The organism is Corynebacterium massiliense DSM 45435, from assembly GCF_028609805.1.
Taxonomy (GTDB): domain Bacteria; phylum Actinomycetota; class Actinomycetes; order Mycobacteriales; family Mycobacteriaceae; genus Corynebacterium; species Corynebacterium massiliense.
Genome location: NZ_CP063189.1, coordinates 1,796,962 through 1,810,824 on the forward strand (window position 1 = coordinate 1,796,962; position 13,863 = coordinate 1,810,824).

12 protein-coding genes are annotated in these 13,863 nt (G+C 65.3%); 3 read left to right on the top strand and 9 right to left on the bottom strand.

Annotated elements, in window-relative coordinates:
* Window positions 1-32: 32 nt before the first annotated feature.
* From CMASS_RS08395 to clpS, 5 genes are read right to left on the bottom strand one after another with little or no spacing between them, the layout of a single operon-like run.
* Entirely contained in the window at window positions 33-797 is a 765-nt protein-coding gene (locus CMASS_RS08395; RefSeq protein ID WP_022863807.1) for an MBL fold metallo-hydrolase, read from the bottom strand.
* 53 nt (window positions 798-850) lie between these two features.
* Window positions 851-1,657 (bottom strand): glutamate racemase, encoded by an 807-nt coding sequence (murI, locus tag CMASS_RS08400; protein WP_022863806.1) that lies wholly within the window; start codon window positions 1,655-1,657, stop codon window positions 851-853.
* A complete protein-coding gene (locus CMASS_RS08405; protein WP_022863805.1) occupies window positions 1,654-2,271 on the bottom strand; it encodes a rhomboid family intramembrane serine protease in 618 nt (205 codons plus the stop codon). Before CMASS_RS08405 ends, murI begins: the two co-directional genes overlap by 4 nt.
* A complete protein-coding gene (locus tag CMASS_RS08410) occupies window positions 2,271-2,801 on the bottom strand; it encodes a DUF2017 domain-containing protein (RefSeq protein WP_022863804.1) in 531 nt (176 codons plus the stop codon). Before CMASS_RS08410 ends, CMASS_RS08405 begins: the two co-directional genes overlap by 1 nt.
* A gap of 17 nt (window positions 2,802-2,818) precedes the next feature.
* Window positions 2,819-3,139 carry an ATP-dependent Clp protease adapter ClpS gene (gene clpS / locus CMASS_RS08415; RefSeq protein ID WP_022863803.1) on the bottom strand — a complete coding sequence of 107 codons (321 nt, stop codon included), beginning with the start codon at window positions 3,137-3,139 and terminating at the stop codon, window positions 2,819-2,821.
* Window positions 3,140-3,189: 50 nt separating this feature from the next.
* On the opposite strand from clpS, the gene CMASS_RS08420 reads away from it, so the two are divergent.
* Both CMASS_RS08420 and CMASS_RS08425 read left to right on the top strand, forming a co-directional pair.
* Window positions 3,190-4,515 carry a nicotinate phosphoribosyltransferase gene (locus CMASS_RS08420; protein ID WP_022863802.1) on the top strand — a complete coding sequence of 442 codons (1,326 nt, stop codon included), beginning with the start codon at window positions 3,190-3,192 and terminating at the stop codon, window positions 4,513-4,515.
* A gap of 11 nt (window positions 4,516-4,526) precedes the next feature.
* Entirely contained in the window at window positions 4,527-6,503 is a 1,977-nt protein-coding gene (locus CMASS_RS08425; RefSeq protein WP_022863801.1) for an ATP-dependent DNA helicase, read from the top strand.
* Window positions 6,504-6,621: 118 nt separating this feature from the next.
* Here the strand turns inward: CMASS_RS08425 and CMASS_RS08430 are convergent, their stop codons facing one another.
* The 3 genes from CMASS_RS08430 to nrdF form a co-directional block, all read right to left on the bottom strand.
* Window positions 6,622-7,488 carry an aminoacyl-tRNA hydrolase gene (locus tag CMASS_RS08430; RefSeq protein ID WP_022863800.1) on the bottom strand — a complete coding sequence of 289 codons (867 nt, stop codon included), beginning with the start codon at window positions 7,486-7,488 and terminating at the stop codon, window positions 6,622-6,624.
* 92 nt (window positions 7,489-7,580) lie between these two features.
* Window positions 7,581-9,278, bottom strand: a complete 1,698-nt coding sequence (ctaD, locus tag CMASS_RS08435) for an aa3-type cytochrome oxidase subunit I (protein WP_022863799.1) — start codon at window positions 9,276-9,278, stop codon at window positions 7,581-7,583.
* A 293-nt stretch (window positions 9,279-9,571) separates the two neighbouring features.
* Complete coding sequence (nrdF, locus tag CMASS_RS08440; RefSeq protein WP_022863798.1) at window positions 9,572-10,561, bottom strand: class 1b ribonucleoside-diphosphate reductase subunit beta; 990 nt, start codon at window positions 10,559-10,561, stop codon at window positions 9,572-9,574.
* A 310-nt stretch (window positions 10,562-10,871) separates the two neighbouring features.
* Between nrdF and CMASS_RS08445 the strand changes: the two genes are divergently transcribed.
* A complete protein-coding gene (locus CMASS_RS08445) occupies window positions 10,872-11,546 on the top strand; it encodes a FadR/GntR family transcriptional regulator (protein ID WP_022863797.1) in 675 nt (224 codons plus the stop codon).
* A 23-nt stretch (window positions 11,547-11,569) separates the two neighbouring features.
* On the opposite strand, the gene nrdE is transcribed toward CMASS_RS08445, so the two are convergent.
* Complete coding sequence (gene nrdE / locus CMASS_RS08450) at window positions 11,570-13,732, bottom strand: class 1b ribonucleoside-diphosphate reductase subunit alpha (protein WP_022863796.1); 2,163 nt, start codon at window positions 13,730-13,732, stop codon at window positions 11,570-11,572.
* Window positions 13,733-13,863: the final 131 nt, after the last annotated feature.

The following is a 13,863-nucleotide window of genomic DNA, read 5'->3' on the forward strand; positions in this document are numbered from 1 at the left end:
TGACCTCGCTCGGGCGGACGCCCAAGCGCGCACTACACAGTAAAAGTCATCCCCGCGCGGGCGACGGTGATCTCGCCGGCGTACTCACTACGGGCGGCGGCCACGGTCGCTTCCGTATCACCCCACGGCTGCAGGTGCACCAAGACGAGCTGGCCCACGCCGGCCTCCCGCGCCAGCCGGCCGGCTTCCGCGCCGGACATGTGCATGCCCCCGGCCTTGCCCGCGGAGGTCTCGCCCCACGCCGCCTCGCACATAAACACGTCCGCCCCGCGCGCCGCCGTGACCAACACGTCGGTGTACGCGCTGTCGCCCGAGTACGTCAGCACGCGCCCAGCCTCGTCCTCGATACGCAGCGCATACGCCTCGGTCGGGTGAACGGTCTGGTACGGGGTGATGGCGACGGCATCGACACGCTCCGTTTCACCTTCGCGCCACACGTGCGCCTCGAAGGTATCCGACATGTCGTCGATGTCGCCGTCGCAATCCGCCGACACGCGCCCGAGCCGCGTGCAGGCCTCCGCCGGGCCGAAGAACTGGTTGCGCTGGGCCGCCGGCGCAGTGGGGTGAAAACGCCGCCACACCATCAGCGACGGAAAGTCCGAGCAGTGGTCGGCGTGCAGGTGGGTCAGCGCGACGTGCGCGCGGCACGGGTCCTGCAGTTTCTGCAGCTCGGCGAACGTCCCGGGGCCAAGGTCCAGGATGATCGACGGAGCGTCCGGGAAGGACAGGAGGTAACCCGAGGCAGGGTTACCGGGCACCGGCACGCTGCCGGAGCATCCCAGGACGGACAATTTCATACCGCTTAGCTTCTCACGAATCGCCCCCGCTTGTCGCCCTTTTGGGGTGAATCTCAATTCACGTTGGCACTGTGGTTGACCTCACCGGGGCCGAACCCGAGGATGTGGGCCGCCACGCGGTCGAAGTCCGCGGTCTCACCCGTGGCGGAAAACGACCGCACCGCCGCCGATCCCGCCGGCGCGTGCAGCCCGCTTTCCGTGAGCACCCGGTAGACGTCCTTGGTGGTTTCCTCCGCGGAGCTGACCAGCCGGACATCGTCGCCCATGATCATCTGGATAACACCGCTGAGCAGCGGGTAATGCGTGCATCCCAGCACCAGCGTATCAATGCCCGCCTCCCGCAGCGGCGCCAAATACTTCTCCGCGACCGCCATGAGTTCGGGCCCGGACGTCTCGCCGCGCTCGACGAATTCCACGAACTTCGGGCACGCCACTGCCCACGCCTCGACCCCCGGCGCGATGCTGAACAGGTCCTGGTATTCGCCGGAGTTGACGGTGCCTTGCGTGGCGATGACCCCGATCCGCCGGTTGCGCGTCGTCGCCAGCGCCCGGCGCGCCGCCGGGTGGATGACCTCGAGGACGGGCACGTCGTAGCGCTCGCGGGCATCGCGAAGAAATGCGGCGGTGGCGGTGTTGCAGGCGATGACGAGCATTTTGCAGCCGGCATCGACAAGCTGGTCTGCGACGTCCTGGGCGTAGGAACGCACCTGGGCGATGGGCAGCGGGCCATAGGGCCCGTGCGCGGTGTCGCCGATGTAGTCGATGGATTCGCGCGGCAAAAGCTGGGCGATGGTGCGCGCGACGGTCAGCCCGCCGACGCCCGAATCAAAGATTCCGATGGGTGCAGACGCAGAACTCACGGCTGGTAAGTGTACTCCCGCCGCACCGGATCATCGGAGGTGATGGTAAGCCCCGCGAGCACGCCGCCCACCGCGCCGAACAGGTGCGCCTGCCAGGACACGCCCTCGGAAAGCGGCAACACGCCCCACACCAGGCTGGAGTAGAACAGGCCGAGCACCACGCCTAAAAGGATCTGGCGGAAGCTGCGGTTGAAAAAGCCGCGCACGACGAGGTAGGCGAGCCAGCCGTAAATCATGCCGGACGCGCCGACGTGAATGGTGCCCACCCCGCCGAAGCACCACGTGCCGATGCCGCTGACCAGCATGACGATGAGCGAGACCTCCCACCACGTGCGCCGCGACGTCGCGGCGACGAGGAAGCAGAAGATAGCGCCCGGGATGGAGTTGGACACGATGTGGTCCACCCCGCCGTGCAGGAACGGCGCGCACACGATGCCGATGAGCCCCGCGGTATCGCGCGGGCGGATGCCGAACGCGTTGAGCTGGCCGGCGAAGAACACGGTGTTGATGAAAAAGACCGCCCAGATGACGGCGAGGTAGCCCACCGCGTAACGCAGGCCCACGTGGGCGCCACCGCGCTGGGGGACGGGGCGGCGCTGGGCATCGCCAAGCATTAGCCCTCCATCATCGCGGTCAGCAGGGAGTCCTGATTGAACGCCAGCCACTCGACGATGGCGTCGCGGTCCGTCTCGTTCGGGCCCTCACCGGCGGCGACGTAGAGGCGGAGATCGTTGAGCGCCGCGACGAACGCCTGGGCCTCGTCCTCCCCGATGGCCACCTCGACGCCCCCGGTCGGCCCGAGCGCGGTGTTTACCACCTGGAGGTTTTTGAGCTTGGCCTTGGCGATGTCATTTTCGTGCAGCGAGCGCAACAGCGAGGCGTCGCCGTCGTACTCCTGATCCTCGGGCCGCTGGAAGTCGGGGAACAGGCGGGCGAGCGACGGATCCTCCGGCGCCTCGGTGTGGCCGCTGGGCATGTCCATCATCTCCGCCAGCTCGTCTTTCGGGGCGGACTGCGCGCGCTGGATGATCGCCTCGGAGACGGTCGAGGTCAGGTTGCCTAACACCTCGCGCTCCATCGGGTCGAAGACGGTGGTGAACTTCGCCTGCCGCATCAGCGGCTTCTTTTTCTTCCACGGTTGCATGCGTCGCGCTCCTTTACTTACCCGGCCTGCTGCATCGTGGCCCACAGGCCGGCTACCTGCAGTTTTTTCACGTCGCCTTCGACCTTGTCGCGCGCGCCGGACGACACCGCGGCCTTGCCCTCGGTGTGCACCTGCATCATCAGTTCCTGGGCACGCTTTTTGTCGTAGCCCAATACGGTCTGGAAGACGTAGGTCACGTAGCTCATCAGGTTGACTGGGTCGTCCCAGACGATGCACATCCACGGCAGATCGGGGCTCGTGGACACCTGGACTTCCTCGTCGATGTCCGGGGTGGCCAACGGCGGGGCCATAAGTTGCGGAGACATGCGCGCATTCATGGCCTCCACCCTAACCAAAGTGGGTGCCAGGGTCGCGTAGGGTGGGCACTGTGACTGATGCAACGTTGAACACTTCCACGGCCCTGCTGACCGATATGTACGAGCTGACGATGCTCCAGTCGGCACTGCGCGACGGGACCGCGCACCGCGAGGTCACCTGCGAGGTCTTCGGGCGCAAGTTGCCCAACGAGCGGCGCTACGGCGTCGTGGCGGGCATCCCCCGCGTCTTGGAGGCCATCCGCGATTTCCGTTTCAGCGAACAGCAGCTAGACAGCCTGTCGTTCCTCGACGACGAGGCGCGCGAGTACCTGCGCAACTACCGCTTTACCGGGCAGGTCGACGGTTACTTGGAAGGCGAGCTGTACTTTCCCAACTCGCCGATCTTGTCGGTGCGCGCGACGTTCGCCGATGCCATCATTCTCGAGACGGTCATCCTGTCGATCCTGAACGCGGATTCCGCCGTCGCCGCGGCCGCCGCGCGCATGGTGGTCGCCGCGGACGGGCGCCCAATCATCGAGATGGGCTCGCGCCGCGTCCACGAGCAGGCCGCCGTCACCGTCGCCCGGGCAGCCTACCTGGCGGGCTTTCACTCAACGTCGAACCTGGAGGCGAGCCACCGCTACGGCATCCCGGCGGGCGGGACCTCGTCGCACGCGTGGACGCTCAACCACGTCAACCCGGACGGCACGCCGAACGAGAAGGCGGCGTTTCAGTCGCAGGTGGACTCGCTCGGCGCGGACACGACCTTGCTGGTGGACACGTTCGACATCACGCAGGGCGTGGACAACGCGGTGGAGGTCGCGGGCACGGACCTAGGCGGGGTGCGCATCGACTCCGGCAACCTGGGCGCGGTGACCCGGCGCGTGCGCCAGCAGCTCGACGAGCTGGGCGCCTACAACACCAAGATCGTCGTCTCGTCGGACTTGGACGAGTTCGCCATCGCCGGGCTGCGCGGCGATCCCATCGACGTCTACGGCGTGGGCACCTCTGTGGCCACGGGTTCTGGCGCCCCGACCGCGGGGCTGGTGTACAAGGTCGTGGAGGTCGACGGCGTGCCGGTGGCCAAGCGCTCGTCGTCGAAGCAGTCGACCGGCGGGGCGAAGCAGGCCATCCGCACCTTCCGCTCCACCGGTGTGGCCGTGGAGGAGATCGTCTTCCCGCTCGGGGCCGAGGCGCCGGACACCGGGTCGCTCACCGTCCGCGAGCTCACCCACCCGCTCATGCGCGACGGCGAGATCGTTTCCGGCCTGCCCACGTTGGAGGAGTCGCGGGAGATGCTGGCGGAAAACATCAAGACGCTGCCGTGGGAGGGTTTGGCGCTCACGCGTGACGATGCCGCCGTCCCCACCCGCATGACCGGTTTCGCCTCCCACTAGACTCGGGTGAAGTGAACGACAGGGATGAGTTACTCGCCGCCGCCGTAGCGGGGCTGGGCGGCAGCCGGCGCGCCGGCCAGGAACGCATGGCCGCGGCGGTGACCAAGGCGCTGGACTCGTCCCGCCACCTCGCGGTGCAGGCGGGCACCGGCACCGGCAAGTCCTTGGCGTACCTCGTGCCGGCGATCCGCTACGCGCAGGAACACGACACCGCCGTCGTGGTGTCCACCGCGACGCTGGCCCTGCAGCGCCAGCTGGTCAAACGCGATCTGCCGCGGCTTGCCGATGCCCTCGACGGCCACCTCGACCACAAACCGACCTTCGCCATCTTGAAGGGCCGCTCGAACTACGCGTGCCTGAACAAGCTCGCGCGCGACGAGGCGCTGCCGGAGGAAGCGCTGCTCGACGAGACGGCGGTGTCGCGGACCGGTGCGCAGGTCAAACGCATCTACGAGTGGGCCGGCGACTCCGACACGGGCGACCGGGACGACCTCGAACCGGGGGTGAGCGACCTGGCGTGGAAGCAGGCATCGGTAAGCGCGCAAGAATGCCTCGGCGCCGCACGCTGCCCCCACGGGGAGGAGTGCTTCGCCGAACTGGCCCGCGCGAAGGCGGCCGACGTGGACATCGTGGTGACCAACCACGCGATGCTCGCCATCGATGCGCTTTCCGAGGCAAATATCCTGCCCGCACACAGCGCCGTCATCGTGGACGAGGCGCACGAGCTCGACGCGCGCATCACCGGGGTGGCCACGGCGACGCTGAGCCAGCGCTCTCTGAAACTCGCGGCGAAGCGCACCCGCACGCTCGGCTCGGAGAAGGAAGCCAGCGAGATTGAAGAGCAGGCGGTAGAACTCGACGCCACGGTGGAAGAGCTGCCCGCCGGCCGCTGGCTCGCGGTGAAATCCACGGAAGAGGAAACGGCTGCCTCCCAGCTCGAGGGGTTAGGCAAGACGCTCGCCCGCGCCCGCGAGGCCGTGGGCCGGCAGCCGGAGGGCGAGGCGGCAAACGACCCGGAGAAGGCGGCCGAACGCTACAACCTGTCGAACTTGCTGGCGGAGATGGGTGAGACGGTCACGCGCATCCTCGACGTGTTCGACACCGGCGACCCTGCCGATTCCGACGACGTGGTGTGGGTAGACAAAAGCGAGCACACCCGCGGGGTGTCGGTCGCTCCCCTATCGGTCGCGGATACGCTGCGCAATTCGCTGTTTTCGGACAACACGGTGGTGCTGACGTCGGCGACGCTCGCACTGGGCGGGCGCTTCGACGCGATGGCCGCCGCGTGGGGGTTGCCCGACGGCAAGTGGGACAGCCTCGACGCCGGCACGCCTTTTGACCCGGGCAAGTCCGGCATTCTCTACACCGCGCGGCATCTGCCCACGCCAGGGCGGGACGGGCTGGCCGAGGAGACACTCCAGGAGATAGCGGAGCTTCTCACCGCGGCCGGCGGGCGCACGCTCGGGCTGTTTTCATCGCGGCGGGCCGCCGACCAAGCCGCGGATGCGATGCGTCAGCGGACGCCGTTTGAGATTTTGCGGCAGGGTGAGGATTCCATCGGCACGCTGGTGCAGAAGTTCTCCGACCACGAAAATGCGTGCTTGTTTGGCACGCTCAGCCTGTGGCAGGGCGTCGATGTGCCAGGGTCGGCGTGCTCGCTGGTGCTCATCGACCGCATTCCGTTCCCGCGGCCGGATGACCCGCTGCTGCAAGCGCGTGCCGATGCCGCCAAAGCCGCCGGCCGCAACGGCTTCATGGAGGTCTCGGCCACCCACGCGGCGCTGCTGATGGCGCAGGGCGCGGGGCGTCTTCTGCGGTCGGCGACGGACCGCGGCGTCGTCGCGGTGTTGGACAACCGGTTGGAGACGAAGCGCTACGGCGGCTTCCTCAAGGCGTCGCTGCCGCCGTTTTGGCAGACGACGAACCCCGACACGGTGCGCGGCGCGCTGCGCCGCTTGGCGCAGGCCGCCACCGCCCCGCGCACCTAGCGGCCCGGCAGAATCCGCTCCGCCGCACCCCGCTGTGTTGTGCACCGCGCTGGCAAAAGACACTCGGCGTATAGGCGCGGCCGGTGTCGCGACGGCGTGAACGTCGGCTGCTGGTCTTTTACCCGCGCAACGAGGCGGGGACAGCCACGACCGTGGCGGAGTCGGGGGCGATTTCGGTGAAGCCGGCATCGCGAACCACCACTGCACCAGGTTCGCCGCAGTGCGCCTCGAACTCGGCGCGGGGTACTTCTCTCACGGCCAGCGGGAAGCCGCACGCGGCCCACGTGTGCACCGCCGCGAACGGCAAGCTCCCGGCGAGCAGCATCGACGCGTGCCCCGCCTGCGCGGCCGCCTTCCCAGCGCTCATGTTGAGGGCGCGGTCGACGTAGAGGACCGGCCACTCATCGTCAGGAAGCGCCGGTTCGTCGTACGGGAGGTCAGTGTGGCCGATCTGCAGCTTGCCGAGGCGCGGGTCCACCTCACTCACCGCTGACGGCGGAAACACGCGCGCCTGGGCGGCAGAGCCGGTTGTGTCAGCACCGGATTCGTCGGCAGCGGTAGCGGGGGCAGCGTGCGTGATGGTGATGCCTGGAAGCTCCTGGACGTCCTTCCACGCCTTGTTCCGCGCGCGGCGCGCCACCTTGCGGATGCGATGGCCGTACCAGGGGCGCAATTCATCTAAGAAGCGCGCGTCGAGACATACCGCCACCACTGCGCGGGCCGCGGCGGCGAGCAGCGCGCTGCGGGCGGGCGGTTCCTGCTTCGGCATGTCCAAAGCAATCTGCATCGCCTGAATCGTTTCGGGGCGGTCGGCGTCCTCGGGGTCGTCCCGCCAATCGCGGCCGCTACACGCCGCGACGAGCTCGTCATAGGCGGCGCGGAGATCAGCCGTACGGAGATCAGCCGTACGGAAATCGGTCGTACGGGGATAAGCGCAGCGGGAGGGGTTATGTGCGAAATCGTTGTCCATCATATCCTCGGTCATCAATAGGCCTTCCGGTGTGAGATGGGGCGCTAAAACGCCAAAACCGGCACCTCGCAGGTGAGGTGCCGGTCGGTCAGGAGTGGCGCGGCGGCTTAGTGGCCGTGGCCGGAGTGCGCCTCCTCGCGCATGCGCTTAACCATGTGCGGGTAGTGCAGCTCGAACGCCGGACGCTCGGAGCGGATGCGCGGCAGCGAGGTGAAGTTGTGGCTCGGCGGCGGGCAGGAGGTGGCCCACTCGAGCGAGTTGCCGTAACCCCACGGGTCGTCCACGGTGACGATCTCGCCGTAGCGCCAGGACTTGAACACGTTCCAGATGAGCGGGATGACGGACGCGCCGAGTACGAAGGAGAAGATCGTGGAGATCTGGTTGTACACGGTGAATCCGTCGGACGCGGCGTAGTCGGCGTAGCGGCGCGGCATGCCCATGTTGCCCAGCCAGTGCTGAACCAGGAAGGTGCCGTGGAAGCCGATGAACGTCAGCCAGAAGTGGATCTTGCCCAAGCGCTCGTCCAGCATGCGGCCGGTCATCTTCGGGAACCAGAAGTACAGGCCCGCGAAAGCGGAGAAGACGACGGTGCCGAACAGGGTGTAGTGGAAGTGCGCAATGAGGAAGTAGGACTCCGACAGGTGGAAGTCCAGCGCCGGTGACGCCAGCATGACGCCGGTCATGCCGCCGAAAAGGAAGGTCGCCATGAAGCCCATGGCGAAGATCATCGGGGTCTCCCAAGTGATGTGGCCCTTCCACATGGTGCCGACCCAGTTGAAGAACTTCACGCCGGTCGGAACGGCAATGAGGAAGGTCATGAAGGAGAAGAACGGCAGCAGGATGGCGCCGGTGACGTACATGTGGTGAGCCCACACGGCCATCGACAGGGTGCCGATGGACAGCGTCGCGAAGACCAGGCCGATGTAGCCGAAGACCGGCTTGCGGGAGAAGACCGGAACGACCTCGGAGATGATGCCGAAGAACGGCAGCGCGAGGACGTAGACCTCCGGGTGGCCGAAGAACCAGAACAGGTGCTGCCACAGGATGGCGCCGCCGTTGGCGGAGTCGTAGATGTGCGCGCCGAGCTTGCGGTCGTACAGAACACCGAGGGCCGCGGCGGTCAGCAGCGGGAAGATCATGAGGACCAGCACGGAGGCGGTGAAGATGGACCAGCAGAACACCGGCATGCGGAACATGGTCATGCCCGGCGCACGCATGGTGAGCAGGGTGGTGATCATGTTGATGGCGGAAGCAATGGTGCCCACGCCGGTGGCGCCGACGCCAACGATCCACATGTCCGCGCCGATGCCCGGGGTGTGGACGCCGTCAGCCAGCGGCATGTACATGGTCCAGCCGAAGTCAGCCGCGCCACCCGGGGTGAGGAAGCCGGCCAGCATGACGAAACCACCGACGGTGGTGATCCAGAAACCAAAGTTGTTCAGACGCGGGAAGGCCACGTCCGGCGCGCCGATCTGCAGCGGCAGCACGAAGTTGGCAAAGCCCCACACAACCGGGGTCGCGAACAGCAGCAGCATGACGGTGCCGTGCATGGTGAACAGCTGGTTGAACTGCTCGTTGGACAGGAACTGCAGACCCGGAGTGAAAAGCTCCGCGCGCAGCAGCAGGGCCATGAAGCCACCGAGGAAGAAGAAGCTGAAGGCCATGATGATGTACATGATGCCCAGCTGCTTGTGGTCGGTGGTGGTGATCATCTCCCATGCCTTGGAGCCCGGTTTCCCGTTCCCCGTCGGCTCTGGGCGGGTCGGCTCGACGTATTCCTCGAGCCGTGGCGCCACAGCGGTCATTAAAATCCTCCTGACTAACAAGCGTCACGGGCACAAGCCCACGACGCTATTGTTGTACAACCTCTGATAGTAAAGGACGGCCCAGAGGTTTTGCCAGCTCTCGATAAGAAATGAGCCGGCCCTTTACGGCCCGAGCACACCCCGCACCGGCCTTAACCGCTGTATGGCGGTCGCGCGGGAGGGCAGGGCATCGGCAAGCGCGTGACGCACCGCACTTTTTCGGCGGCCGCACGCTCTCCCACGCCCCGCGATGCACCCCCGGTTAGTATCAAACTTCCGAACGATCGGGCGTGTTAGAAGTCCCAGTCGTCGTCGGTGGTCTCCTCCGCCTTGCCGATGACGTAGGACGAACCGGAACCAGAGAAGAAGTCATGGTTCTCATCCGAGTTCGGCGACAGCGCCGAGAGGATCGCCGGCGACACGCGCGTCTCATCGGCCGGGAAAAGGCCCTCGTAGCCCAGGTTGTTGAGCGCCTTGTTCGCGTTGTACCGCAGGAACCGCTTGACGTCTTCGGTCCAGCCGAGCTCGTCGTAGAGGTCTTCGGTGTAGTCGATCTCGTTGTCGTAGAGATCGTAGAGGAGGTCGAAGGTGTACTCCTTGAGCTCCATCTGCTCGGCCTCGCTGAGCTTCTTCAGCCCTTGCTGGTACTTGTATCCGATGTAGTAGCCGTGCACGGACTCATCGCGAATAATGAGGCGGATGATGTCCGCGGTGTTGGTGAGCTTCGCGTGCGAGGAGAAGTACATCGGCAGGTAGAAGCCGGAGTAGAAGAGGAAGGACTCCAACAGCGTGGAGGCGACCTTCTTTTTCAGCGGGTTGTCGCCCTCGTAGTACGACAGGACGATCTTGGCCTTCTTCTGCAGGTTCTCATTCTCCTCGGACCAGCGGAAGGCGTCGTTGATCTGGGCGGTCGACGACAAGGTCATAAAGATATTGGAGTAGGACTTCGCGTGCACCGACTCCATGAAGGCGATGTTGGTGTACACCGCCTCCTCATGGAGGGTGAGCGAATCCGGCAGCAGCGAGACAGCACCGACGGTGCCCTGGATCGTATCCAGCAAGGTCAGGCCGGTGAAGACGCGCATGGTCGTCTCCTGCTCGCTGTCGGTCAGCTTGTTCCAGCTGGGGATGTCGTTGGAGACCGGAACCTTTTCCGGCAACCAGAAGTTACCGGTGAGGCGGTCCCAGACCTCGAGGTCTTTATCGTCCGGAATGCTGTTCCAGTTGATCGCCTTTACGGGCTTGTCGTGGCTAGCGACGTAGGAGTCGTACTCGTGCGACATGGAGGGTGTCCACCTGCCTTGCTTGTCGATGTGCAAATACCGTTCGTTCGCCTCCTTACCCTACCCGCCGCCCGGCGCCACTTTGGCGGAACCCTCCCCTTGCCAGCAAACGGATAAAAAGCCGTTAAGCAGGCGATTCGGCACGGCCGTGCGGTACGCTGGTGCCCACATTCACGCCCACGACGCGAAGGAGGTTTTCGTCTCAATGCCCGCCTCCCCCAGCGACCGAACCAGCGACCGACCAAGTGATCGGCCTGGCGGCCGACGCGCCGAGCGGCCCCGAGGCCGAACCGGAACCACTCCCCCGCGGGTGAACGACATCCTGGATTCTTTGGGCGCGGCTATCGCAGCCGGGGACCTACCGGCCGGTGAGACGTTCACGCTTGGCGATATCTCCTCCCGCTGGCAGACCTCCCGCACCGTCGCGCGTGAAGTGATGCGCGCGCTCGAGCAGCTGGGGATGGTCTCGGCGGCGCGGCGGACCGGGATGACGGTGCTGCCACAGGAGAGGTGGCAGGTGTTTCACAGCAAGGTGATCTCGTGGCGGCTACAGGCGGAAAAGTCGCGGGCCGCGCAGTTGAGCTCGCTCAATCAAGTGCGCCTCGGGATAGAACCGATAGCCGCGCGCGCCGCGGCGGAACACGCGACCGCGGCAGAACGCGCCGAGCTCATCCGGTTGTCCAACCGGCTGATGTCGCTGGCTGCGCACCCCTCCCAGCGCGTGGGCGAGGAATTGGAAACCGATCTGGAGTTCCACGCGTCGGTGCTGCGCGCGTCCCACAACGAGATGTTCGCGGCGCTGGCGCCGAGCCTGTTGGCGATATTAAAGGGAAAGTCCATCTACGGCTCGCGCAAACGCGACCCCGTGGCAGGCACGGCGAGTGTGCACGCGGAGTTGGCGCGGGCCATCGATAAGGGTGCGTGCGACGCCGCCGAGGAGCTGGCGCGGCGCATCTTGGATACGAACCGCGCCGGCGACAGCTAGGGCTGTTGCACGCCCCGCCCCCGTTAGAGCATGCAGGACACGCAGCCCTCGACCTCGGTGCCGCTGAGCGCCAGCTGGCGCAGGCGGATGTAGTAGAGGGTCTTGATGCCCTTGCGCCACGCGTAGATCTGGGCGCGGTTGATATCGCGAGTCGTGGCGGTGTCCTTGAAGAACAAGGTGAGAGACAGGCCCTGATCCACGTACCGGGTGGCAGCGGCGTACGTGTCGATGATCTTTTCCGCGCCGACCTCGTAGGCGTCCTTGAAGTAGTCCAGGTTCTCGTTGTCCATGTGCGGCGCCGGGTAGTAGACGCGGCCGATCTTGCCTTCCTTCCGGATCTCGATCTTGGAGGCGATCGGGTGGATCGACGAGGTGGAGTTGTTGATGTAGGAAATCGAACCCGTCGGCGGAACGGCCTGCAGGTTGCGGTTGTACAGACCGTGCTGGCGGACGTCTTCCTTGAGCTGCGCCCAGTCATCGGCAGTCGGGGTGTGGATGCTCGAGTTCGCGAACAGCTCCTTGACCCGGTCGGTCTTCGGCTCGAACTCTGCCGGGTCGTAGGAATCAAAGAACTCGCCGGTGGCGTAGTCGGACTCCGGGAACTCGCGGAAGTACTCGCCGCGCTCGCGCGCAATCTTGTTGGATGCCCGCAGCGCGGCGTACATCACCGCCGCGAAGTAGGCGTTGGTGAAATCCAGCGCCTCTTCCGAGCCGTACTCAATGTGCTCGCGGCCCAGGTAGCCGTGCAGGTTCATCTGGCCCAGGCCAATGGCGTGGGACTGGTCGTTGCCCTGGCGCACCGACGGGACCGAATCGATGGAGGTCTGATCGGACACGGCGGTCAGGCTGCGGATCGCGGTTTCCACGGTCTGGGCGAAGTCCGGCGAATCCATGGTCATCGCGATATTGAGCGAGCCCAGGTTGCAGGAGATGTCGTTGCCGATCTGCTCGTAGGTCAGATCCGCGTTGAACAGCGACTCGTTGTTGACCTGGAGGATCTCCGAGCACAGGTTCGACATGTTGATGCGCCCGGTCTTCACCGGGTTGGCACGGTTCACCGTGTCCTCGAACATGATGTACGGGTAGCCGGACTCGAACTGCAGCTCAGCCAGCGTCTGGAAGAACTGGCGGGCGCCGATCTTCTTTTTCCGGATCCGGGGATCCTCCACCATCTCCTCGTAGTGCTCCGAGACCGAGATGTCGCCGAAGGCCTTGCCGTAAACGCGCTCGACGTCGTACGGCGAGAACAGGTACATGTCCTCGTTGCGCTTAGCCAGCTCGAAGGTAATGTCCGGAATCACCACGCCGAGCGAGAGGGTCTTAATGCGGATCTTCTCGTCGGCGTTTTCGCGCTTGGTATCCAAAAAGCGCAGGATATCCGGGTGGTGGGCGTTGAGGTAGACCGCGCCAGCGCCCTGGCGGGCGCCCAACTGGTTGGCGTAGGAGAAGGAGTCCTCCAGAAGCTTCATCACCGGGATCACGCCCGAGGACTGGTTCTGGATGTGCTTAATCGGCGCGCCCTCTTCGCGGATGTTGGACAGCAAAAGCGCCACGCCGCCGCCGCGCTTGGACAGCTGCAACGCGGAGTTGATCGAGCGGCCGATGGACTCCATGTTGTCCTCGATGCGCAGCAGGAAGCAGGAGACGAGCTCGCCGCGCTGGGCCTTGCCGGCGTTGAGGAAGGTCGGCGTCGCCGGCTGGAAGCGGCCGGTCATGATCTCATCGACAATCTGCTCCGCCAAGCCGGTATCGCCGTGTGCGAGGAACAGTGCCGTCATGGACACGCGGTCCTCGAAGCGCTCGAGGTAGCGGCGGCCATCGAAAGTCTTCAGCGTGTAGCTGGTGTAGTACTTGTACGCGCCCAGGAAGGACTTGAAGCGGAACTTGTAGCTGTAGGCGCGCTTGAACAGGTCCTTCACGAAGGAGAAGTCGTACCGATCGAGCACTTCCCGCTCGTAGTACTTGTTGTCCAGCAGGTAGCCGATCTTTTCTTCCAGGTCGTGGAAGTAGACGGTGTTCTGATTGACGTGCTGGAGGAAGAACTGGTTCGCCGCCTCGCGGTCCTTTTCGAACTGGACCTGCCCGTTTTCGTCGTACAGGTTCAGCATCGCGTTGAGCGCGTGGTAGTCGAGCTGCTCTTCGGGGTTGACAGGTTCAGCGACGTTCTTGCCTAGTTGCGTACTCACGACGGCACTCGACCTTTCGTTCAAAGCGTGAAAGTGGGGTGTTAAAGACAGATGTGAAGTTGTAGACAGACAATTCTAAGCGGGCAGAAAACAGCATATAAGGCAGGTCAGACACCTGCCCGAAAACTAGG